The sequence below is a fragment of the Nostoc sp. genome, from assembly GCF_036918015.1.
Lineage (GTDB): Bacteria > Cyanobacteriota > Cyanobacteriia > Cyanobacteriales > Nostocaceae > Nostoc.
In genome coordinates this window covers 209,078-229,746 of the sequence record NZ_JBALEO010000074.1, presented here as the reverse complement: position 1 = coordinate 229,746, position 20,669 = coordinate 209,078, and the positions used below count along the sequence as shown (strand labels likewise).

Here is a 20,669-nt window from a genome sequence, read left to right as displayed (position 1 = left end):
ATTAACTCATAAAAATTGATGAAATAAATAATTTAAGGTGAGAGGATAATTTTAATTATGATTAAGGTTGCTTTATTACATTTTGGCTTTGAAGATTACACCATTGAATTAGCAAACAGTCTGGTTAAACATGTTGATTTAACGCTAATTCACCCGGAAAAAGTCTCAAAGGTCTGTAGCAATGTTCTTGATTCCAGTATCCGCGTAATTAGCTTTAAAAAGCCACGGATTCGCGACCCACGCAACCTATTGTCCATGTACGCGATGATGCGTATTATCAAAGACATACAGCCAGATGTCTTGCACGTGCAAGAAACTAACGATCCTTGGTATGATTGGACTTTGTTACTCAACAAAATGCCGCCATTGGTGACAACTATCCACGATATATTCCGTCACCCAGGAGATAGCATGGCTGTATTCGGTTCAGAGTATACCAGGCGTATTGCCTTCTATCGTTCCCAACAATTGATTGTCCATACTCATCAACTAAAAAAGATTCTAACTGAACAATTTCGTATACCTCAAGAGCGAGTTAATGTTTTGCCACATGGGGAACTTGGTAGTTTGTATCAGCGTCGCGGCAAGAAGAATAGTCAAACTCGTGAGCCAAATACATTACTATTTTTTGGACGCATCTGGCCCTACAAAGGATTGAAATATTTACTTCAGGCTATGCCTTTAATTGCTGAACGTATACCTGAAGTTAAGCTGATTATCGCTGGACGGGGAGAAAATATCATACAATATTTTCCTAATGGTTATGATGAGAAACGCTATGAAATTATCAATGACTTTATCCCCCTTGAAGAAGTAAGTAATCTATTTCAACGCAGTACAGTAACAGTTTTACCATACATAGAAGCCTCTCAAAGTGGTGTAGCAGCCTTATCTTATGGGATGGGAACACTGGTTGTAGCCTCTGAAGTAGGGGGATTAAGTGAGATAATTCAGCATAAAAAAGATGGGTTGTTAGTTCCACCTTGTGATGTCCAATCTTTAGCTGATGCCATTATTTATTTGTTAAGCGATCGCGATTTACAAAAACGTATGCAAACTGCGGCAGTAGCTCGTTGTCAGGAAGATTTAAATTGGTCAAATATTGCCGCTCAAACAGCTCAACTTTATTATAAAGAACTGAATATGCAAAATAAATATTAGTTAAACTATTATGAAGAAAATACTAATTTTTGCTGAACAGGGATTCACAATTGCGAGCTTACTGATGTATTCAGGGGCAATCTTTGTTCTTGTACTGTCAGGAGGAGCAGGACAGAGCGATTTAGTAGAATATGATAGCTCTCTGATTCGGATTATTTATTCTTTAATCTACGCAGTTACCGTAGTACTACTAGTTTTGCGTTGGAAGAAAACTCTTTATTTACTTAGTAAAAGCTTTTTGCTTTATTCTTTAATTTTATTAGCAGCTGTTTCTATTATTTGGTCTTTTGAACCATCAACAACATTAAAAAATAGTTTTGCCCTCATTAATTCCAGTTTATTTGGACTATATTTTGCTTCGCGATATAGCTTAAAACAGCAGTTACATTTACTTGCTTGGAACTTTGCAATTATTATAATACTTAGTTGCATTTTTGCTATAGCATTGCCTAAATACGGTATACAGAGCGATTTGGGTAGCTCAAAGTGGCGTGGAGTATTCACGCACAAAAACGGTCTGGGAGCAAGAATGGTAACGAGTAGTATGACTTTTTTGATCCTGGGTTATCAAAATCAAAGAAGTAGTTGGCTTTTTCGGGGTGGGTTTTGCCTGTCAGTATTACTTTTACTGCTTGCGTCTTCAGGTTCATCTCTAATTAATCTATTAATTCTCATATTGGCATTTTTTGCTTTTCAAATTTGGCGCTGGTCATACCAATTCATGGTACCAGCCTTAATAATGGTAGCTACTATCAGCCAAAGTTTATATTTTTGGTTATCTAACGATGCTGATATCCTATTCAGTGCAATTGGTAAAGATGCGACACTGACGGGTCGAACAGAGTTGTGGCCATTAGTAATTGATATGATTTGGAAACATCCTTGGCTTGGTTATGGTTATGGTGGATTCTGGCAAGGATGGAATGGCGAATCGGCCTATGTTTGGCTTGCCGCTGGATGGACGCCAAGCCATCCCCACAATGGCTATCTGGCTCTTTGCCTAGATTTGGGTTTTTTAGGGTTAGGAGTATTCTTTTTAGGATTTTGGCGCAGTTATCTGCAAGGATTTGCTTGGGTACGTAGTAGTAAAACAGCATTCGATATTTGGCCACTTATACACATGACATTTATAGTCTTATCTAGCCTCACTGAGTCTAACTTGATGGAATCAAATAGTTTGACTTGGATTCTCTATGTGGCGGCATCTCTCTCAGTCAGAATGTAAAAATCAGATGATTAATCAACATAACTATAACCAGCTAGTAACCGCAAATCTGGCAGCTATTATGATGTAGACATACATATTTATTATCCAACCCAGTTTCGCCAAGGATGACTATAGGTTACATAAATAAGGTATATTTTAGAATTGACAAGTGATTGTTTTACTAAAGTAACGTTTCATATTTCCCCTGCCTATCACCCATAAATTATGTATGGGTTTTGACCATTTTACCGAGTGAGTGAATAATTACTTGCGAAACTGATTAAAAATTGAAATTATTATGGCATCACCGAAGAAAGTACTAATTATCGTTGAAAATCTCCCAGTTCCCTTTGATAGACGGGTATGGATGGAAGCAACTACTTTGCAAAAAGCTGGGTATGAAGTTAGCGTAATTTCACCTACAGGTAATGGCTTTGAAAAAGATTACGAAATCATTGAGCAGATTCACATTTACCGTCATCCTCTACCACCGGAAGAAAGTTCTGTCATTGGCTATCTCCGAGAGTACAGTTGGGCAATTAACTGGCAATTCCGTCTAGCTCAAAGGGTATGGCGAGAGCGTGGTTTTGATGTCATACATATTTGTAATCCGCCCGATTTACTTTTCTTGGTAGCAGCATGGTTTAAATTATTTCATGGTATATCTATTATCTTCGATCATCACGACCTCAGTCCGGAAATGTATGAAGCTAAGTATCGGCGGCGCGATATTTTTTATCATGGATTACGTTGGGCTGAACGCTTGACCTATGCCACAGCAGACATGGTAATTTCAACGAACGAGTCACACCGAGAGGTAGCTCTTAACCGTGGGCACAAGAAACCAGAGAAAGTATTTGTAGTTCGTAGTGCGCCGGATCTTTCGCGCTTTCGCCGAATGCCTCCAAACCCCAATTACCGTAGAGGTAGAAACTATTTGATAGGTTACATGGGTGTCATGGGAGAACCAGAGGGTATTGATTATCTCCTGAGAATGGTATATTACATTGTCCACAAAAAAAATCGCTCTGATATTCACTTTATGCTAATTGGCAGTGGACCTATGGCGGAAAAGCTCAAGGACTTATCTAAAGAGTTAGAAGTGAATGAGTTTGTAGAATTTACAGGGTTTAAGCAAGGTGAAGAACTTTTAGAGCGACTTTCCAGCTGCGATGTGTGTGTAGAACCTTCTCCAACATCTGCTTATAACGAAAACTGCACCATGAATAAAATCCTTGAATACATGGCAATGGGAAAAGCAATTGTCCAGTTTGATTTGCGAGAGGGAAGACGTTCTGCACAAGAAGCATCTCTTTATGCCAAGCCTAACGATGAGGTAGAATTTGCCGAGAAAATTTTGGAACTTCTAGATTCTCCTGAACGCAGACAAAAGATCGGATCTGAGGGGCGACGCAGAATGGAGGAGATTCTTGAATGGCAATATCAAGCTCCAAAACTGTTAGATGCTTATGATCAAGTTTGGCAAAGTAGGTAGCTACTTTAACTTTCAGAATTACTATATTAAGTAAGTGAGTTGAGTAATTAGTAGATGTTTATGGTCAAAAATTACAACCTGATTAAAGATCGAGTTTTTTACCTGACTTTGAAATTTTGCCCTTGGCTAAGATAGTTGATCTGACAATGAATATAGCCGTATAATATTCGAGTAAAAAATCAAGTCTTTGATAATCCAGAAATAAATTTGAATGAATATTAATGGTTTATGGCTAATGCAAAAAACTTTTAATTGAACGTCCTGTTACTAAAGGGTTGATTTATGAGACCGCAGTTATAGTTAGGAGGCAGTTAACTCACCTCAAATCCCAAAATTAACAAAGATTTTGCTCAATAAAGGTATACACACCACCGTTACAATTTTGTACTCATGGGGACTAAATTTTTATAAATTTTTAACTTAAATATATACTACAATACAATTCAGTTAAGCACTTGTTGCGTCTTTGACGGTTCGTTAAAAAAATGATTTTGATATAGAGTTAAGCTTTAACTGAACCGTATTGCTCTATACTATATTTTATATTGTAAAATTATACATAATCAGTATTGTAAATTGCACTGGTTTGTGGCTGTTATAAGTCAATTTTGAGTTTCTTGCTTAAGACCTGTACTTTGGAAGATTTATGTCAGAAAAATCTATGGAATCTAGAGAATCTATTGATTTAGACCTTAATCGTTACTTGTTGATATTGAAACGGTGGTGGGTGCCTGCTTTTAGTATATTTGTGGCGACAGTTATTTTAAGTGCTATATCTACAAAATTTCTGAAGCCAGACTATGAAGCAGAAGGAAAACTGTTATTCAGAGTTCCCAGTTTTAAAGTAGCAGGCAATAATCTTTCCCCTGGTACCTCTGAAGGAGGAGACTCAGGAGATTTGAAACCATTGGTAGCAACTCAAAATCCCATAAGCAGTCAGATAGAAGTTATTTCTTCCCCAGCTTTGTTGCAACGGACAATAGACAAACTACAACTCAAAGACAAGGAAGGCGAACCTCTGGAGGTGAAAGCACTACAAAAAGCCCTGAACCTAAAAATTGTTGGTGGGACAGATGTATTGCGTATTAGTTATAGCAGTCACGATCCTGAAGAAGCAGCGGCAGTAGTCAACACAGTTATGAGGTTTTATTTAGAAAATGATATTCTGACAAATCGCTCTGAGGCAGGAGCTACTCGTCAGTTTATGGCCAAGCAACTTCCTACGACTCAAGCTGCTGTTAATAATGCAGAAGTAGCGCTACGTATATTTAAACAAAAGCATCAGATTGCAGATTTATCCGAGGAGACAAGATCGGCTGTTGCGACTATTGGAAATCTAGACAATGAGATGAATACTGTCAAGGCTCAACTGGATGAGGTAAATGCCCAAACCAATGAACTGCGGCAGAAAGTAGAGCTAAATTCTCAGGAAGCGATCGCTGTGAGTGCCCTCAGTCAGTCACCAGCAGTACAGGGAATTCTTACACAACTCCAAGAGACCGATCGGCAGCTAGCGGTTGAGCGTAGCCGTTTTCTAGATGACAACCCTATAATTATTAACCTAGAAGCAAAAAAAGCTAATCTAAAATCTCTCTTGCAACAGCAAGTTGGTCAGACTATTGGCAATCAAACACAAGTTCCCACAAACCTATTGCAGATTGGAGAACTCAGACAAAGCCTGATACAAAACTTTCTGCAATCAGAAATACAACGTTTTGGCTTAACTCAAAGACTCTCCTCTCTATATAATTCTCGTGTCAGTTACGAACAGCGGGTGAAACTTATACCCCAGTTGGCACAAAACCAGCGGGAGTTAGAACGGAAAGTTGAAGTTGCAGAATCGACCTATCAAACTCTATTGAAAAAGGTTCAAGAATTACAATTAGTTGAAAATACAAATACCCCTAGTTCCCGAATTATTGCTCAGGCTTTAGTGCCCAAAGATCCTACATTAGGCAAAAAAATAATTGTCGTGGTGCTAGGAGTCATGTTCGGTTTATTTTTTGCCACCACAACTGTACTCTTTCTCGCTATGAGAGATAGATCTCTAAAAACACTTAAAGAAGTTAGAGATGTATTTGGATATACTTTGCTAGGAATTGTTCCTTTATCTGTTAAAAAGCTTCGTTCTCGTGATTCAAATGCAGAATCCACATCTCAAACAGTTGCCGTCAGGGATACTCCCCACTCTTTAACGAGTGAAATGTATCGGATGATTCAAGCAAATCTGAAATTCTTAAGTTCAGATAATTTGCTCAAAACCATTGTAATAACTAGTGCAATTCCGAAAGAAGGCAAGTCTACAGTTTCAGCGAATTTGGCAGCAGCGATCGCTCAACTAGGACGTAAAGTTTTACTAATTGATGCAGATATGCGAGTTCCTTCTCAGCATCATCTCTGGCAACTAACCAATGAAGTTGGTTTGAGTGAGGTTCTTGTAGGCCAGGCTGAATTTGAAATTGCCGTATCTCAGGTAATGGACAACCTTGATGTTTTAACTGCTGGAGTTAGACCTCCCAACCCACTTGCTTTGCTTGACTCAAAACGGATGGCATCACTTATTGAGAATTTCTCATCTCAGTACAAGTATGACTTTGTAATTATTGATGCCCCTCCACTGCTTTTGGCAGCGGATGCTTTGACTTTAAGCCAAATGACAGATGGTATTTTGTTAGTAGCCCGACCCGGAGTAATTGATTCCAACAGTGCTAATGCTGCTCAAGAGATATTAGAGAGATCCAGTTACAACGTTCTAGGTTTAGTAGTCAATGGAGTCATTGATAAAAATGAATCTAGTAGTTATCGATATCATTCTCACGAATATTTTAAACCAAGAGAGTTGACAAAAGAGCTTAAGGGACTGGCGAAGAAATAAAGCTTCTAAAAAATTATTTTAGGAGTTACATTTCTTGTTTTCTCTTGTAGCTCTTCCTCGCCCGTTTCCAATTGGGTTGTAGACCAAAAAACTGTATAAATAATAACTTTACCATACAACCCAATGCGATACTTTTAACTACTACCGATTTTCAATTGCTCCTCTATCGGTTGCATAACCGGAGATACGAGGATTGCCTAGAAAATCGGTTTTCACACTACTCCACTTTAAACCACTATTAATTGCCGGACTTGTTGATTTCAATCTAAAGTCACCAGCCGAGGCATTAACAAACTGTGGATCTGCAATCATATCGTTAGATCCTGTAATCTTGATCGTCGAATTACTGGGATAAACATTGTAGTTATAATTGACGTTGACGTTTTTCATGTTGCTATTCGCAGCATTACCAGGGGAAGGATACATAATGTTATTGAAAATTTTGACATCAGACGAATAACCCGCATAAATTTCGCCCTTTCCCTTTTTTTTAACTTCTGGACTTTGCTGATTCAAATATGCCGTGTTGTTGATAATATCGATATGCTGACTATCATGGGAATGAATACCTGAACCGCCATTCTTGTAGGTGAGATTGTTCGCAACTAAAACCCGTCCTCTATATCCTTTTGAAACATCAACAATAATACCATTACCGTCTGAGATCGTTCCGGAACCAATCCAAGGAACGTACATTCGATTGTTGTAGCTCCTGTTATTGGTTACAAATATCTTGTATCCCTGGTTGTTGTCAGAACTCCAATTATTAAGCATGGAAATGCCACTGCAACCATAAACTGTGTACCAAGCGTTATTGAAAACAGTGTTATTATCCACTTTCACATAATCAGCTTGGATTGCTGAGATACCTGCTCCTCCACAATCATGCACTTTGTTGTTCAGAATATTTATGTGATGAGAACGGCCTTTGTTTCCTCCTTCAATGCTTATGCAACTTCCGTTAGTCAGCGGATTTGATCTGTTATATTTCTGACTTAACGCATAATCACGGGTGATATTAGCATTGTTCCCTATAACCTCCAGCCCGTTAATCTCGATATATGAAGCTCCATTTGAAATCGAGATACCATTCCATGTATTGTGCTGAATTTTTGGAGAATGCCCAGGATATGCTTTATATTTAATCCATGCATTTGCAGTTCCAGAACGTCTAATACCTAGTACAGCACCGTTTTTGGGCCCATTCTTGTATTGCCCGTTCATAATAAGTACCGTGTCGCCAGGATTAGTAAGGTTCGCTGCCCTTTGAAGTGTCCTAAAGGCCGATGAGGTAGAGAGTCCGCTATTTCTGTCGTTTCCGTTACCACTAACATAGTATGTTGTCGCACTTGAAATACCACTGATCAGCTTGCGGTTAGGTAGTGGTATTTCCTTAATAGTGGATGGTTGAGGAACATCTTTAAATAAAGACTCTGTTATTCTCTGTCCTTGAACCAGACCTGTTAATGCCCAGGGAAGTACAAGAGATGCGCTCAAACTGAGAAAACCGAAACCATGAATCATCATAGGGAAAAAATAGGGTATGTTGCAAAAACTCAATCGTTAACGGTTAGTAACTCTAGCCTTAGTTAATAACCCAGTATTGGATACGGTCGTATCACTGCCACTTGTAAGTTTATACACGGTTTTATAAGTTTAAACCTGCGCATTTTCGCGTAAATATGGCTGAACCACCTTTTGAGCTTGTGTTCCAAAAAATCGCAAACATCTGATAAGATCACTGAATAAAAAATATCAGTATCCAGAGTTACCCTATTCATGAACACCAAGCAACCGTACAAATGGCGTCATTTCCAATTCGACATCATTCTACTGTGTATATGCGGTATCTGTGGTTAAAATAGTATATCTGTCATCAATTGGTTAATTTACTTAAATAATTCTTATGATAATAAGAATCACTAAATGACTCAAAAGCAGTTATTGACTAGTATTTACAGAATCTGCTTTCTAAAATATTCTCATTATCATAAGAAATCCGAGTACCTACAATAAAGATTTCAAAAATCTATCAATGCACATTATGAAGTTACAGTAAGAGTTTTAAAGTTTCTAGTATTTCTCTACGAGTAATATTACTTAAAATTATTATAAGGATGGATATATAGAAGTAGTCAGATAGCTTAGAACATTGGCAAATCACAAGAGAGCGGCCATAGCAGACTTGTCGTAACAGTATGAAACCGCTATAAAACACAATTTGCAAGAAGCGATGCCTTGTGTAACATCTGATATGTTTAACTTGCCTTTGATTAAAGGATAGTGTAATTTTAGGGACGAAGACGGTTAGCCAACGCCCCCAATTTGCATTTATCTCTTAAACTAGAGTCCGAATAAGTTCAAAAGATTAAAGATAACACCTAGAGGTCCAGTTATAGTATTGACGGTATCGCCAGTCTTAGCTGAACCAGATCGATTGACTACTACAACGTCATTATTGCGGAGTATGGGATTAGTTTGCTCATTAATCCCAGCGGAGAAATCCACTTTTACTATACGTTTAGTGACAGAACCATTAGGGTTGAGGCGAATCAAATCAACAGCCTTACTACTAGCTCTGGCATCATTAAATCCGCCAGCAGCGAGTATAGCTTGATTTAAAGAGCTATTTGGCTGAACGTCTGTTAGACCTGGTTTTTTAACTTCGCCGACCACACCAACCTGAATCCGTGTAGGAGATAAAGTAGTGGTAGCTAATTGAGTCGCTTCTGCGGGGTTAATTTCAGTTGCTGTCGGAATAACAATTGTATCTCCGTCTTGCACAATGATGTCTTGATTGGCATCACCACTCTGTAACAGTTGCCAAAGATTAATATCTATAGATTGTTCTGAGCCAGTTCTTGTAGGTCGGCGTAGCTTGAGATTACGTACATCAGCTTGTGCTGTAATTCCGCCAGCTAATTGAATTACCCGTGTCACATTTGGTAAACCAGTGGGACTGGCAGTACCACTGTTAGGGGTTGCGCCCACTTGGCTATCTGTGTTACCTGGGGTGACAAGATATGAACCAGGACGGTTAACTTCACCAATAATTGTTACTGTGCGGGGCGTGGTTTGACTGGCGGCAAAGTTAGCTGCAAATATATTGCGAGATTCTGCTAGGTTGAAGTTTGTTGCTGTTGGCACAACTATAGTGTCTCCATCCCGCAAAGTAATATCCTGCGATAACTTGCCTGTTTGAATGAGTTCCTTTAAATTAACGGTGACGGCTTGCTCTGAAGAACGTCCTATTTTACGTCGTAATTGAACTTGAGTCACATCCGCAGCTAAAGTTACCCCCTGTGCTGTTGTTAATGCGGCTAATACAGTGGGGTATTGTACGCCTGGATTGTTCCCGGCGCCTCCGCTCAAGCTTAGAGTGTAAGCTCCAGGACGTGTCACCTCTCCAGCAACGAAAATATTGATGGGACGAGGAGACAACAGATTGACTGAGATTAAGGGGCGTTTGAGGAAGCGAGCATATCTTCTAGCTATTTCGTCAGAAGCTTGTTCAGTTGTTAGCCCTAGTACCGACACACTGCCAATTAAAGGTAGGTTGATTGCTCCACCTGGGGGAATTTGGTATTCACCTGTATATTCAGGTACTTCAAATACATTTACACGGATGAGATCGCCGCCTCCTAATGAATAATTAGTATCTAATTGTGTTTCTGTGATTGGTGGTTGTGTAGTTGGTGGTAATGGTTGTCCCTGAGCTAAACTGGCAGATGACATAGCGGCATTGACAGCAGTTAACAAAGCCATACCGACAGCTGGCTGAATTAGGAATTTAGACAAACTTTTGTTAAGCATATTTACCTGAGACTCTGAAACTACGATCAATAAAGTACTGTCTAAACATTTTTATTTTGACTATACCTAAGTATTCAAGTTCCCCGACACTCTTATTTTCCTAGAAAAGTGTTATTTTCCGGAGGAAATTTGTTTATTGAACTTAAATTTTTAGTGAAGTTAGCTTAAAGTTAATGTTGCTTGAATAGAGTAATATCAAAAAATATCGGATTTACGCAACTAAACCCAGTTTCTACAAGAAATTGTCTCTTAGCCAACAATCAAGTAGTCACAAATAAAGTTTTCTTGTCAAAGTTAATTTGATGACATTTAAAATCTGTGATGAGTAGTAAGGGACTACTAAAATTAGGAACAAGTTCATTAAATAAATATAAATAACCTTGAAAAGATGTCGGAATTTTATTTTTTGTGGATTGTGTTGGGCAAAGAGAACTTAAAAAGACAGAATTTGGATTTTGTTCTTCAAGCCAGTCGGCAATTTACTATTTGGCAACAAGACTAATTCAAGGGGTTGTTTTTTCCTTGGATCTGTTGAATAAAAAATTCTTCTAGGGAGTGACGTGACAAGTTCATGGCGATAATTTTACCTTCCATGAGACGAAGACTGGCAAGAAAATCATAGTAATCATCTTGTAGTGTACCGTGCCAGGAACCATCAGGCTCAAAGATGAGAGTAGGTATCCATTTTTTGAGAATTTCCCAGTCACCACCTTGACCTTTGACTTGATATGTGGTTTTCCCACCTAAAAGTTCATTGAGAGAACCAGAGCAAATTAGTTCACCTTGAGCGAGGATGGCAATGCGATCGCAAATCTGTTCTACTTCACTAAGAACGTGGCTGTTGAAAAAAATTGTCTTACCAGCAGCTTTGAGTGCCAGGATAATTTCTCGCATTTGGTAGCGCCCCACCGGATCGAGTCCAGACATTGGTTCATCCAGAAAAACTAAATCTGGCTCGTTAATTAGTGCCTGTGCCATACCAACACGCTGTAGCATTCCTTTGGAATAGCCGCGCAGCAGCTTTTTACGAGCGTCGGCTTGGGATAAACCGACTAATTCCAGCAGTTGGGGAATACGTTGGCGTTGGACACTTTGGGGAATTTGGAATAGCCCAGCAGCTAGCTGCAAAAATTCCCAGCCAGTGAGATAGTCGTATAAATAGGGATTTTCTGGTAGATAGCCGATATGTTGCTTCACAGTGCGATCGCCTATTGGTTTACCCAACAACGATCCTCGTCCAGAGGTGGGATGAATAATTCCCAGCAATAATTTTAAAAGGGTGGTTTTACCAGCACCGTTTGGCCCCAGCAAACCAAAGGTTTCGCCCTTGTAAACCGTTAAAGAACAGTTTTTGAGAGATACGACTTTTTGATTTAGCCAAAAACCAGTGCGATAGACTTTTCGCAACTCAGAAGTTAGGACTACTGGTGGAATGTCTATCGTATTAAGTTGAGAATTAGAGTCATCTGCAACAGACTTCATCTCGGTTAAATCACTATTTATCAGCTTGGTATTAATTAAAAATTACCCGGTAGGCTGATAATAACCATCAACTGTTGGTGTGTCAATTATCGGGGACTGGGGACTGGGGACTGGGGAAGAAGCAAGGGAGCAGGGGGAGCAGGGGGAGCAGGGAGCAGGGGAGGATAATTAATGACAAATGACAAATGACAAATGACCAATCCCCAATTTGACTCCTTTCATAAAACGCCCTTAGAACTGGGAATTAAGCCAGCACGTCGGGGGTCAATTTCCACCGCCAGCCGTGTTGCTCTTGCAAAGGCTTTAAATGTCGCTTCAATGATGTGGTGGGAATTAATGCCATCCAGTTGCCGAATGTGCAGTGTCATCTGGCTATGGTTCACCAAAGCCACAAAAAATTCTCGCACTAGTTGGGTGTCATAGGTTCCTACCCGCTGAGTAGGAATTTGCAAGCCATAGCTGAGGTGAGGCCGTCCAGAAAAGTCTAGCGCTACCTGAACTAAGGCTTCATCTAGTGGCGCAAGAAAATTACCAAAGCGGACAATACCTTTTCTGTCGCCTAGTGCTTGGTTGAAAGCTTGCCCTAAAGTAATGCCTACATCTTCATTGGTGTGATGGTCATCAATTTCCCAGTCTCCCTTGGCTTGGACATCTATATCAATCAGCCCGTGGGAGGCAATTTGATGCAACATGTGATCCAAAAACGGAATACCTGTTGCAGCTGTGCAAGTTCCTCTACCATCCAGGTTGATGGTAACTTGCACATTAGTTTCACCAGTGGTGCGGTGAACAGTGGCAATGCGAGGGGTTTCAGTTAAGCGATCGTAGTTTGAATTAACTTGGCGATTGGTTGTTTGCATGGGGAGTGAAAAGAGTTAGGAGTTAGGAGTTATGAGTTAGGAATTAAGAACTATGAGTTAAGAGTTAAAAATTTTTAACTCTTAACTCCTCACTCCTAACTCCTAATTTTCTCACTCCTAACTCCTAACTTTATCGCGTCACATTCCCATAATTTCATATCCTGCATCTACATATAGAATTTGTCCGGTAATCCCACTGGACAAATCACTACACAAGAAAGCCGCAGCGTTGCCTACTTCTAACTGAGTGACGGTGCGTCGTAGGGGAGCTACTTCTTCTACATGATGAATCATATCCAAAATCCCACCTACCGCTGAAGATGCCAAAGTACGGATGGGGCCTGCGGAGATGGCATTCACGCGGATATTTTGCGGCCCTAGTTCAGCAGCTAGGTAACGCACACTCATTTCTAACCCCGCTTTGGCAATTCCCATGACGTTGTAGTTGGGGATTGCCCTAACACCACCTAAATATGTCAGGGTGACGATGCTACCTCCCTCTGTCATCAAAGGTTTGGCTGCACCACTTAACTGCACCAGCGAGTAGGTACTAATTTCTAAGGCGGTGTTGAAGCCAGAACGAGAGGTTTGGCTAAAATCTCCAGTTAAATCGTCTTTGCTAGCAAAGGCTAGACAATGGATGAGGATATCTAGCTTTCCCCATTGTTCGCGGATTGTCTCAAAGGTAGATTTAATTTGGTCTTCATCTTGGACATTACAAGGAAGAAATAAACTGGGGTTGAGAGGTTCTACCAACTCCGCAACTTTTTTCTCCATCTTGCCGCGTTCATCCGGTAGGTAGGTAATACCCAGGTTTGCTCCAGCTTTGTGCAGCTGTTGGGCGATGCCCCAGGCGATCGAGCGGTTATTGGCAATACCTGTAACAAGGGCATTTTTTCCAGTCAGATTTAGCATAGAAATTGTTAATGCGATCGATCATTAGGAGCATACTAGAATCTGAGGCACGTTTTGTCTTTGTTTTATACATGATTTGCAAAAATGAATATTGCTAAGGGTGTTTTGTGTGAGAAAAATCTTGATTTTTTATAAAGATATTCTCAAGATATCTTTATTTGTTCTTCAAAAAACCTTTTAAATACAGCTATTGGAACTACTTATCAACAATTAGTAGCTGAAAGGATCAACAATTATGTATCATTATAAACAAAGAGTTATGAAGAGATTAGTTTGAGTATAGGAAAGTACAGAAAGGTTGACGGTGCTTTATTCATTTTTCGGGTGTATTCTTAGGTAATCAGTTTTTGTTTTTCCGGCATTGGGTAGGGGAAGGGAGATGATCGTGACACAAGATAAAGCCCTAGCAAATGTTTTTCGTCAGATGGCGACCGGGGCGTTTCCGCCAGTTGTGGAAACGTTTGAACGCAATAAAACGATCTTTTTTCCTGGCGATCCTGCCGAACGAGTTTATTTTCTTTTGAAAGGTGCTGTTAAACTTTCCAGGGTGTACGAGGCAGGAGAGGAAATAACGGTAGCGTTGCTGCGGGAAAATAGTGTTTTTGGTGTATTGTCATTGCTGACAGGAAATAAGTCGGATCGGTTTTACCATGCGGTTGCATTTACTCCTGTAGAATTACTGTCGGCACCAATTGAACAGGTGGAGCTAGCACTTAAGGAAAATCCAGAATTATCAATGTTAATGCTGCGAGGTCTGTCTTCGCGAATTTTACAAACGGAGATGATGATTGAAACTCTTGCCCACCGAGATATGGGTTCTAGGTTGGTGAGTTTTTTGTTAATTCTTTGTCGGGATTTTGGCGTTCCTTGTGCAGATGGGATCACAATTGATCTGAAGTTATCTCATCAAGCGATCGCAGAGGCAATTGGTTCAACTCGTGTTACCGTTACTAGGCTACTGGGAGATTTGCGTGAGAAAAAGATGATTTCCATCCACAAAAAGAAGATTACTGTGCATAAACCTGTTACCTTAAGTAGACAGTTCACATAAAAACAATTGGAGAAAGGGGAATCGGCGCGTGTTGTATTTTGAAAAATGACACTAATAGCTAGAGGTAAATCTAAAATTGAATAATTTCAGCTATTGCCAATTTCCACTTCTCCACAGACAATGCTTAAAAGTAGTAGGCTGTATCTGGAAGGATTTCGGTAGCTAAAGATGACCACCGGATACATCCTCATCGCAGCAATTTTGATTCTGGGAGGCGTAATTGCCACCGTGGGCGATCGCATCGGCACACGAGTTGGCAAAGCCCGCCTCTCACTTTTTAAGCTTCGTCCGAAAAACACTGCCGTACTAGTAACAATTTTTACTGGTGGTTTAATTTCAGCATCAACTTTAGGGATTTTATTCGCTGCCGACGAAGGCTTGCGAAAAGGAGTCTTTGAGTTAGAAGATATTCAAACAGACCTCCGACAGAAGCGGGAACAGCTAAAAACCGCAGAAACTCAGAAAAGTCAGGTAGAAGGTGAGCTAAACCAAGCAAGAATTGCCCAAGCAAAGGCACAACAGGACTTACAGGCAATTAATCAATCCTTGCAGGCGGCAAATGCCAAACAGAGGCAAACACAAGCTCAGTTAAACCGCACCATTAGTCAACAAGCCCAAACCCAAACTCAACTCCAACGCACTCAAGGACAGCTAGATCGGGTGGTAACTCAATACCAAAAAGCCATAGCTGAATTGCAAAGCGTTTACGACCAGAGAAAGGCACTACAGGCGGCAGTTGAACTACTGAAGACAGAACGCCAAAGACTTTACGCGGAAGCGAAAAAAGCCATTGACGAAGCCAAAACAGCAATTGAAAAACGCGATCGCGAACTTGCTAACCGTCAAGAAGCTATAGAAGCGCGCGATCAAAAAATTTCCCAACTGGATCAACTAATTCAAAAACGTAATGTAGAAGTTGCAGCACGAGAGCAAGTGATTGCCAAGCGGGAATCGCGCCTCAAAGAGTTGGAAGCACAACAGGAGCAACTAGAACAGGAAGTTGCCAGACTGGAAAAATATTATCAGTCCTACCGCGACCTGCGTTTGGGTAAGCTGGCCTTAGTTCGTGGTCAAGTTCTGTCTGCTGCTGTAATTCGTGTTACCCAACCGGCTGCTGCTCGTCAGGCAGTGATACAACTTTTACAAGAGGCGAATCGCAATGCCAACCTGGAATTAAGCGAGCCTGGTGCAAATCCGGCAAATGTAGAGTTACTGCGCGTGACCCAGGATAGGGTCGATCAATTAAGCAAGCAGATTGAGGATGGTAAAGAATATGTCGTGCGAATTTTCTCTGCTGGTAATTACGTCAGGGGAGAAAAGCAGATAGAATTTTTCGCGGATACAGCCCAGAATCAATTAGTTTTTTCGGGAGGCGCGGTGCTAGCCACGACTACTGCTGATTCCAAAACCATGACATCTTATCAGTTACAGCAGCGGCTAGAAATACTGATTTCTGCTTCCCAATTTCGTGCCCGTAATGCCGGAATTGTCGAAAATGTGCAAGTAGAGGGGACTTTTCTGCGCTTTGTCAGCCAATTAAGACAGTATAATCAACCCTTGGAGATCAAAGCGATCGCAGCAGAGGATACTTATACAGCCGGGCCATTGAGAGTAAAATTGGTGGCAATAGTCAACGGAAAAATTATTTTTAGTACTTAAAAAATTATTTGCACGCTGTTATTAGTAAGATTTAAACATATTGAACAGCAGCCAGAATAGTTGCTGTAGCTGCATTTTTATTTAGCAGACACTACGCGTAGCAAGATCCCTGTAAGGGTACATTTATAATTTTTTATTTTTAATTTATTATGAATTTCCGTGAATTTTCAGCAACGCAACCAGTCATATTGGGGTTTGATCCAGGTCGAGATAAGTGTGGTTTAGCAGTGATGGGACTGGATCGGCAACTGTATTACCATCAAGTCGTGCTAGCAAAAGAGGCGATCGCTACCATTGAGACACTGCGTCAAAGGTTTCCGATCTCTTTGATGGTCATGGGCGACCAAACTACAGCCAAACAGTGGAGACAGAGATTATATCAAGAATTGACAGAACCCCTGAGTATTATTTTAGTGGATGAGCGCTACACAACCTTAGAAGCACGCGATCGCTATTGGCAAATGTTCCCGCCCAAAGGGCTAATCAAGCTATTGCCACAGGGTCTACGACAGCCTCCAAGACCCATAGATGACATCGTTGCCATCCTCTTAATCGAAAGATACTTAAATCGCCTCACGGAATCAACACTAAGCAGTCAGGAGTGAGGAATTAGATCGTTAACTCCAAACTCCTAACTTTTAACTTTTAAAGTTCCGCCCGAATCGTAAAAGCATAGTCTCCTCCAGGCTCTAGCTGATAATCTTGTTGCTCCAAAAATCGACCGAGGGGTTCTTTGATTAAGGCACGGCCTTGGGAAGGCTTGACGGCAAGTTCTCCCCGGCGAAAATGCCACTGGAAATGCCACTCAAACTCACCCGCATTCACTTCGCCTTCTAGGAAGCCGTGTTGCCAGGATTGGCGGGTAATTCTGACATGGGCAGTGGTTTCTGGCAGACGTTTTGCACTCACAATGCTTTATGTCAAGTGTGGAATAACAGCCGATTATTTAGGCTACTTACTTTATTTACCAAACATAGCTTAATTAGACAAACTGACAAAGTGGGTATTTGTAGTTTACTAGGTTGTGTTGATGAGTAAGATTACTTCAGCATCCTGAAGTTGTGCCACCGATAGCGTAAGCAAGCTACGCGTAGCGTCTTCTAGAGAAGCGTTAGCGAGTTTTACTTCGAGGATCGTAGTTCGTCATAAAGATTGGAAAATAAATCAAACGAGAAATGCTAATTTTTTCGTTGCTTCTAGCGATCGCATTTCAACTACTGCTACATTTCAGGAATCGTTCTCTAGCTTAAATACCCAAATTAGCAGTCTCTAACATTCTTATCATAATTGTGTCGCTGAAAGTCTTTGTTGGGAACCCACAGTATATTTATGCCCCAAGATAGCTGTTTTTTGAATTCATATGTACTCCAAATGTTGGGCAAAAGTACCTGAAGCATACAATAAATTAAAAACTACAGATAAAAAGGTTTCGTGAATTACGCATAGACGCTTGTACGATCGGGCAATCCTATAAGAACAACTACCTCGAACAGTAACGCCTAGAAAAACAGAGGGAATGTCTGGTGGAGTCTTTAGAAGAAACTAAACTAGCGGCTTTTTATAAGCTAGTAGCACTAAGTGCATTTTCATAAATAACTTTATATATTTTGGTGTTTTATTTTGGTTTTGCTTGTCAATAATGATTTAGATATAACTATTAGTTGTTACTATTTTTGTGATGTTCAATTCCCTAACTCAAGTAAGATGTGCGCTCACTCTTAAAATCGATATTATATTTATTAAAGGTAATTTTCCGTTTACGTAATGAGGTAAGTAATGGCAATTCAATTGAAAGTTCCAGATATTAAAGGTGATGAGTGCGCCAAAAAAATAACTAAATCTATTCTGACTATGGAATCTGATGCCAAAGTAGATGTAAATGTTGATACTAAAACTGTAACTGTAGATGCTGCGGCTTCTGAAGAGTCAATTAAACAGATGGTTCAATCTGCTGGTTATACTATAGAGGGCTATTAATTATTTTTTCTAAATTTCTAAATTTATTAGAAAATTTAGAAAAAATAAATTAGCCAGCAGAATAACTTAATGATATTTACGTCCGTTTTCAGGGCGTAAATATTAATAATTACTCTACTCTATTGCAACTATTCCTCCTCTACTAAGATGGCAAATGGATCTAAATATTAGCAAGCGTGAATAAGAATTAAATTCACCAAAACTGCAATCAAACATGACTTAAATAAAATTAAATACTAAATCTTATGTTAGTACTCATTATTAAGTAGAAGTTAGAGACAAAGACGGTTGTCTGTCAAATAATGTGATATTCTCACACCTAGCAGAAAGAAAAATTACATTCACTTATCCTCAAGTCTAAGTACTAGGGAGGATTTCTAATGAATAACGAACTGATAGATAATTGGTGCAGAAAGCTATAACTAAAAGCATGGAAACCAAACAACTAGGAAAAACTGGTATCTTTGTAAGTGCGATTGGTTTGGGTGGTATGCCCATGTCAATTGCTAATCGTCCTCCTGAATCGGAATCAATCCAAGTTATTCATCGTGCCTTAGATTTGGGTATTACATTTATTGACACTGCCGATTCTTACTGCAAAGATGAGTCAGATAAGCACCACAATGAGCAGCTAATTCACAAAGCACTTAGTAGTTACAAAGGCGATGTTAGCCAAGTGATTGTAGCCACTAAGGGCGGGTTGATGCGTCCCAATGGCAACTGGACAAGCAACGGCAACCCAGAACATTTGCGCCAAACAATTCGAGTCAGTTTTGAGGCGTTGGGTGGTACTAAACCCATCGATGTTTGGCAATACCATTCTCCCGATACTAATTACACTATTGAAGAATCCCTTGCGCCAGTTAAAGAAGCAGTGGAAGCTGGTTTGATTCGGTTTGTGGGAGTTTCTAACTTTTCCGTTGAACAAATTAAGCGGGCGCGCGATGTGGTGGATATTGTCTCGGTGCAGAATCAATACAGCCCTTGGCAACGACAGCCAGAAAATGACGGCGTGTTAAAGTATTGCGAACAACAGGGATTAACCTTTTTACCTTGGAGTCCATTTGGTGGTAGGCGTCGCCATCAGGACTTGCAAGATATTTCTGCGATCGCTAAATTAGCTAAAGAAAAAGGCGTGTCGGTGTATAATATCGTCTTAGCGTGGTTGCGTTCCAAGTCGCCCGCTATTTTGCCTATTCCTGGTGCTAGCAAGGTTTCCAGTATTGAAGACTCGGCACAAGCTCTCAATGTGAAACTATCTGATGAAGAAGTGCAAAAAATTGATCGGGCAACTTAATCATTCCACTAGTTAAGGTAGATGTAGTGAAAGTTGCCAAAGATTTTCATGCCTTGTAGAGTGAGCATTTTAATGCTTACTCTATTTTGGTCTATTTATTAAAATACACTATAAATCTTACCAAAAGACCCTAAGAATTAACGTGAGTTCGACGGGTTGAAAAAGTGCAAAAAAAGCTGAGACTATCGGGCGATCATCGCGCCCCATTAAAACTTCGTCAACCAGCGCTTATAACCTGCCAAATCTACCAATTTTTAGCTCAGGGAATCTTCTGTTTGCAACCACCTATTTTTAATATGCCCCTCCCTGGCATTGAGGAGTTAGAATTTTCCTGATAACTTGTACTATATAGGAATCATATTTAATTTCTAAACAAAACTCCTTACAATCCCCCTGTCCCTGCCTACGCAGATAAATTCAAGAATCAAAGCGGATTCCTAGAGACATCAGTCACCTATTGATTATGTTTTAGCTATGCCTAGCTAAAACAAAAGTAGCATCAAAAAAATTACAGTTTATACGATAGGTATTTATGCCAGCAAAGTTTCATATTCAGACAGAATGGGCAACGGGTTTTCTTCACTAAAACTAGGTAGAAAATGTCCTATAAAAGTTGCGTGTCTGGAAGATGAGTAAATATCTAGTTAATAAACTGGCTATTTAGATAATCAGAAAAAATCCATTGTCTTTGACATTAAATCGCTGCTATTGGGAGAAGATTTTTCACTCTCATTGTAAGTAGCGTGCTGGAATTTTAAATTCTATAACAAACAACGAAGCTGGATGTTTTCAAATTCAGATTATACCAGTTGAATGTTTCATTCGACTGGTAGTATTTCAGATATTTTTTAGTTTTATTTCAACCCCTCAAAGCTGT

General features: G+C 39.9%; 16 protein-coding genes. 9 read left to right on the top strand and 7 right to left on the bottom strand.

Translation table 11 applies throughout. The annotated features are described in order from the left end of the window. Positions 1-57 precede the first annotated feature (57 nt). A complete protein-coding gene (locus tag V7K61_RS21310; protein WP_335056259.1) occupies positions 58-1,161 on the top strand; it encodes a glycosyltransferase family 4 protein in 1,104 nt (367 codons plus the stop codon). A 243-nt stretch (positions 1,162-1,404) separates the two neighbouring features. Here the strand turns inward: V7K61_RS21310 and V7K61_RS21305 are convergent, their stop codons facing one another. Further along, complete coding sequence (locus tag V7K61_RS21305; RefSeq protein WP_335056257.1) at positions 1,405-1,665, bottom strand: hypothetical protein; 261 nt, start codon at positions 1,663-1,665, stop codon at positions 1,405-1,407. A 40-nt stretch (positions 1,666-1,705) separates the two neighbouring features. On the opposite strand from V7K61_RS21305, the gene V7K61_RS21300 reads away from it, so the two are divergent. The 3 genes from V7K61_RS21300 to V7K61_RS21290 all read left to right on the top strand — a co-directional run bounded on the left by V7K61_RS21300 (position 1,706) and on the right by V7K61_RS21290 (position 6,738). Further along, positions 1,706-2,386, top strand: a complete 681-nt coding sequence (locus tag V7K61_RS21300; RefSeq protein ID WP_335056255.1) for an O-antigen ligase family protein — start codon at positions 1,706-1,708, stop codon at positions 2,384-2,386. A gap of 280 nt (positions 2,387-2,666) precedes the next feature. After that, positions 2,667-3,863, top strand: coding sequence for a glycosyltransferase family 4 protein (locus V7K61_RS21295; protein ID WP_335056253.1), 1,197 nt, complete (start codon positions 2,667-2,669; stop codon positions 3,861-3,863). A gap of 646 nt (positions 3,864-4,509) precedes the next feature. Next, on the top strand, positions 4,510-6,738 hold the full coding sequence (locus tag V7K61_RS21290; protein WP_335056252.1) for a GumC family protein: 2,229 nt from the start codon (positions 4,510-4,512) through the stop codon (positions 6,736-6,738). Positions 6,739-6,879: 141 nt separating this feature from the next. On the opposite strand, the gene V7K61_RS21285 is transcribed toward V7K61_RS21290, so the two are convergent. The 5 genes from V7K61_RS21285 to fabI all read right to left on the bottom strand — a co-directional run bounded on the left by V7K61_RS21285 (position 6,880) and on the right by fabI (position 13,808). Beyond that, positions 6,880-8,265 carry a right-handed parallel beta-helix repeat-containing protein gene (locus V7K61_RS21285; RefSeq protein ID WP_335056250.1) on the bottom strand — a complete coding sequence of 462 codons (1,386 nt, stop codon included), beginning with the start codon at positions 8,263-8,265 and terminating at the stop codon, positions 6,880-6,882. 816 nt (positions 8,266-9,081) lie between these two features. Then, positions 9,082-10,551 carry an SLBB domain-containing protein gene (locus V7K61_RS21280; protein WP_335056248.1) on the bottom strand — a complete coding sequence of 490 codons (1,470 nt, stop codon included), beginning with the start codon at positions 10,549-10,551 and terminating at the stop codon, positions 9,082-9,084. Positions 10,552-11,049: 498 nt separating this feature from the next. Then, positions 11,050-12,033: an ABC transporter ATP-binding protein gene (locus V7K61_RS21275; RefSeq protein ID WP_335056246.1), complete on the bottom strand. Its 984-nt coding sequence runs from the start codon at positions 12,031-12,033 to the stop codon at positions 11,050-11,052. A gap of 218 nt (positions 12,034-12,251) precedes the next feature. Next, entirely contained in the window at positions 12,252-12,893 is a 642-nt protein-coding gene (hisB, locus tag V7K61_RS21270; protein WP_292730822.1) for an imidazoleglycerol-phosphate dehydratase HisB, read from the bottom strand. Positions 12,894-13,031: 138 nt separating this feature from the next. Further along, positions 13,032-13,808 (bottom strand): enoyl-ACP reductase FabI, encoded by a 777-nt coding sequence (gene fabI, locus V7K61_RS21265; RefSeq protein WP_094347372.1) that lies wholly within the window; start codon positions 13,806-13,808, stop codon positions 13,032-13,034. A 379-nt stretch (positions 13,809-14,187) separates the two neighbouring features. Here fabI and ntcA point away from each other — a divergent pair, with 379 nt between their 5' ends. The 3 genes from ntcA (at position 14,188) to V7K61_RS21250 (ending at position 17,123) form a co-directional block, all read left to right on the top strand. Next, complete coding sequence (ntcA, locus tag V7K61_RS21260) at positions 14,188-14,859, top strand: global nitrogen regulator NtcA (RefSeq protein WP_094347373.1); 672 nt, start codon at positions 14,188-14,190, stop codon at positions 14,857-14,859. A 168-nt stretch (positions 14,860-15,027) separates the two neighbouring features. Then, a complete protein-coding gene (locus V7K61_RS21255) occupies positions 15,028-16,518 on the top strand; it encodes a DUF3084 domain-containing protein (protein WP_335056244.1) in 1,491 nt (496 codons plus the stop codon). A 149-nt stretch (positions 16,519-16,667) separates the two neighbouring features. Then, positions 16,668-17,123 (top strand): Holliday junction resolvase RuvX, encoded by a 456-nt coding sequence (locus V7K61_RS21250; RefSeq protein WP_094347375.1) that lies wholly within the window; start codon positions 16,668-16,670, stop codon positions 17,121-17,123. 40 nt (positions 17,124-17,163) lie between these two features. Here V7K61_RS21250 and V7K61_RS21245 read toward each other — a convergent pair whose 3' ends face one another. Then, on the bottom strand, positions 17,164-17,427 hold the full coding sequence (locus V7K61_RS21245; protein ID WP_094347376.1) for a DUF3146 family protein: 264 nt from the start codon (positions 17,425-17,427) through the stop codon (positions 17,164-17,166). An 867-nt stretch (positions 17,428-18,294) separates the two neighbouring features. Here V7K61_RS21245 and V7K61_RS21240 point away from each other — a divergent pair. Both V7K61_RS21240 and V7K61_RS21235 read left to right on the top strand, forming a co-directional pair. Then, positions 18,295-18,495 carry a heavy-metal-associated domain-containing protein gene (locus V7K61_RS21240; protein WP_099104264.1) on the top strand — a complete coding sequence of 67 codons (201 nt, stop codon included), beginning with the start codon at positions 18,295-18,297 and terminating at the stop codon, positions 18,493-18,495. Between the two features lie 430 nt (positions 18,496-18,925). Further along, positions 18,926-19,792 carry an aldo/keto reductase gene (locus V7K61_RS21235; protein WP_335056242.1) on the top strand — a complete coding sequence of 289 codons (867 nt, stop codon included), beginning with the start codon at positions 18,926-18,928 and terminating at the stop codon, positions 19,790-19,792. Positions 19,793-20,669: the final 877 nt, after the last annotated feature.

Coding starts and splice junctions, on each gene's coding strand:
- V7K61_RS21285 (WP_335056250.1), bottom strand. CDS start 8,265: ATGATGATTCATGGTTTCGGTTTTCTCAGTTTGAGCGCATCTCTTGTA.
- ntcA (WP_094347373.1), top strand. CDS start 14,188: ATGATCGTGACACAAGATAAAGCCCTAGCAAATGTTTTTCGTCAGATG.
- V7K61_RS21295 (WP_335056253.1), top strand. CDS start 2,667: ATGGCATCACCGAAGAAAGTACTAATTATCGTTGAAAATCTCCCAGTT.
- V7K61_RS21310 (WP_335056259.1), top strand. CDS start 58: ATGATTAAGGTTGCTTTATTACATTTTGGCTTTGAAGATTACACCATT.
- fabI (WP_094347372.1), bottom strand. CDS start 13,808: ATGCTAAATCTGACTGGAAAAAATGCCCTTGTTACAGGTATTGCCAAT.
- V7K61_RS21300 (WP_335056255.1), top strand. CDS start 1,706: ATGACTTTTTTGATCCTGGGTTATCAAAATCAAAGAAGTAGTTGGCTT.
- V7K61_RS21250 (WP_094347375.1), top strand. CDS start 16,668: ATGAATTTCCGTGAATTTTCAGCAACGCAACCAGTCATATTGGGGTTT.
- V7K61_RS21290 (WP_335056252.1), top strand. CDS start 4,510: ATGTCAGAAAAATCTATGGAATCTAGAGAATCTATTGATTTAGACCTT.
- V7K61_RS21255 (WP_335056244.1), top strand. CDS start 15,028: ATGACCACCGGATACATCCTCATCGCAGCAATTTTGATTCTGGGAGGC.
- V7K61_RS21240 (WP_099104264.1), top strand. CDS start 18,295: ATGGCAATTCAATTGAAAGTTCCAGATATTAAAGGTGATGAGTGCGCC.
- V7K61_RS21280 (WP_335056248.1), bottom strand. CDS start 10,551: ATGCTTAACAAAAGTTTGTCTAAATTCCTAATTCAGCCAGCTGTCGGT.
- V7K61_RS21275 (WP_335056246.1), bottom strand. CDS start 12,033: ATGAAGTCTGTTGCAGATGACTCTAATTCTCAACTTAATACGATAGAC.
- V7K61_RS21235 (WP_335056242.1), top strand. CDS start 18,926: ATGGAAACCAAACAACTAGGAAAAACTGGTATCTTTGTAAGTGCGATT.
- hisB (WP_292730822.1), bottom strand. CDS start 12,893: ATGCAAACAACCAATCGCCAAGTTAATTCAAACTACGATCGCTTAACT.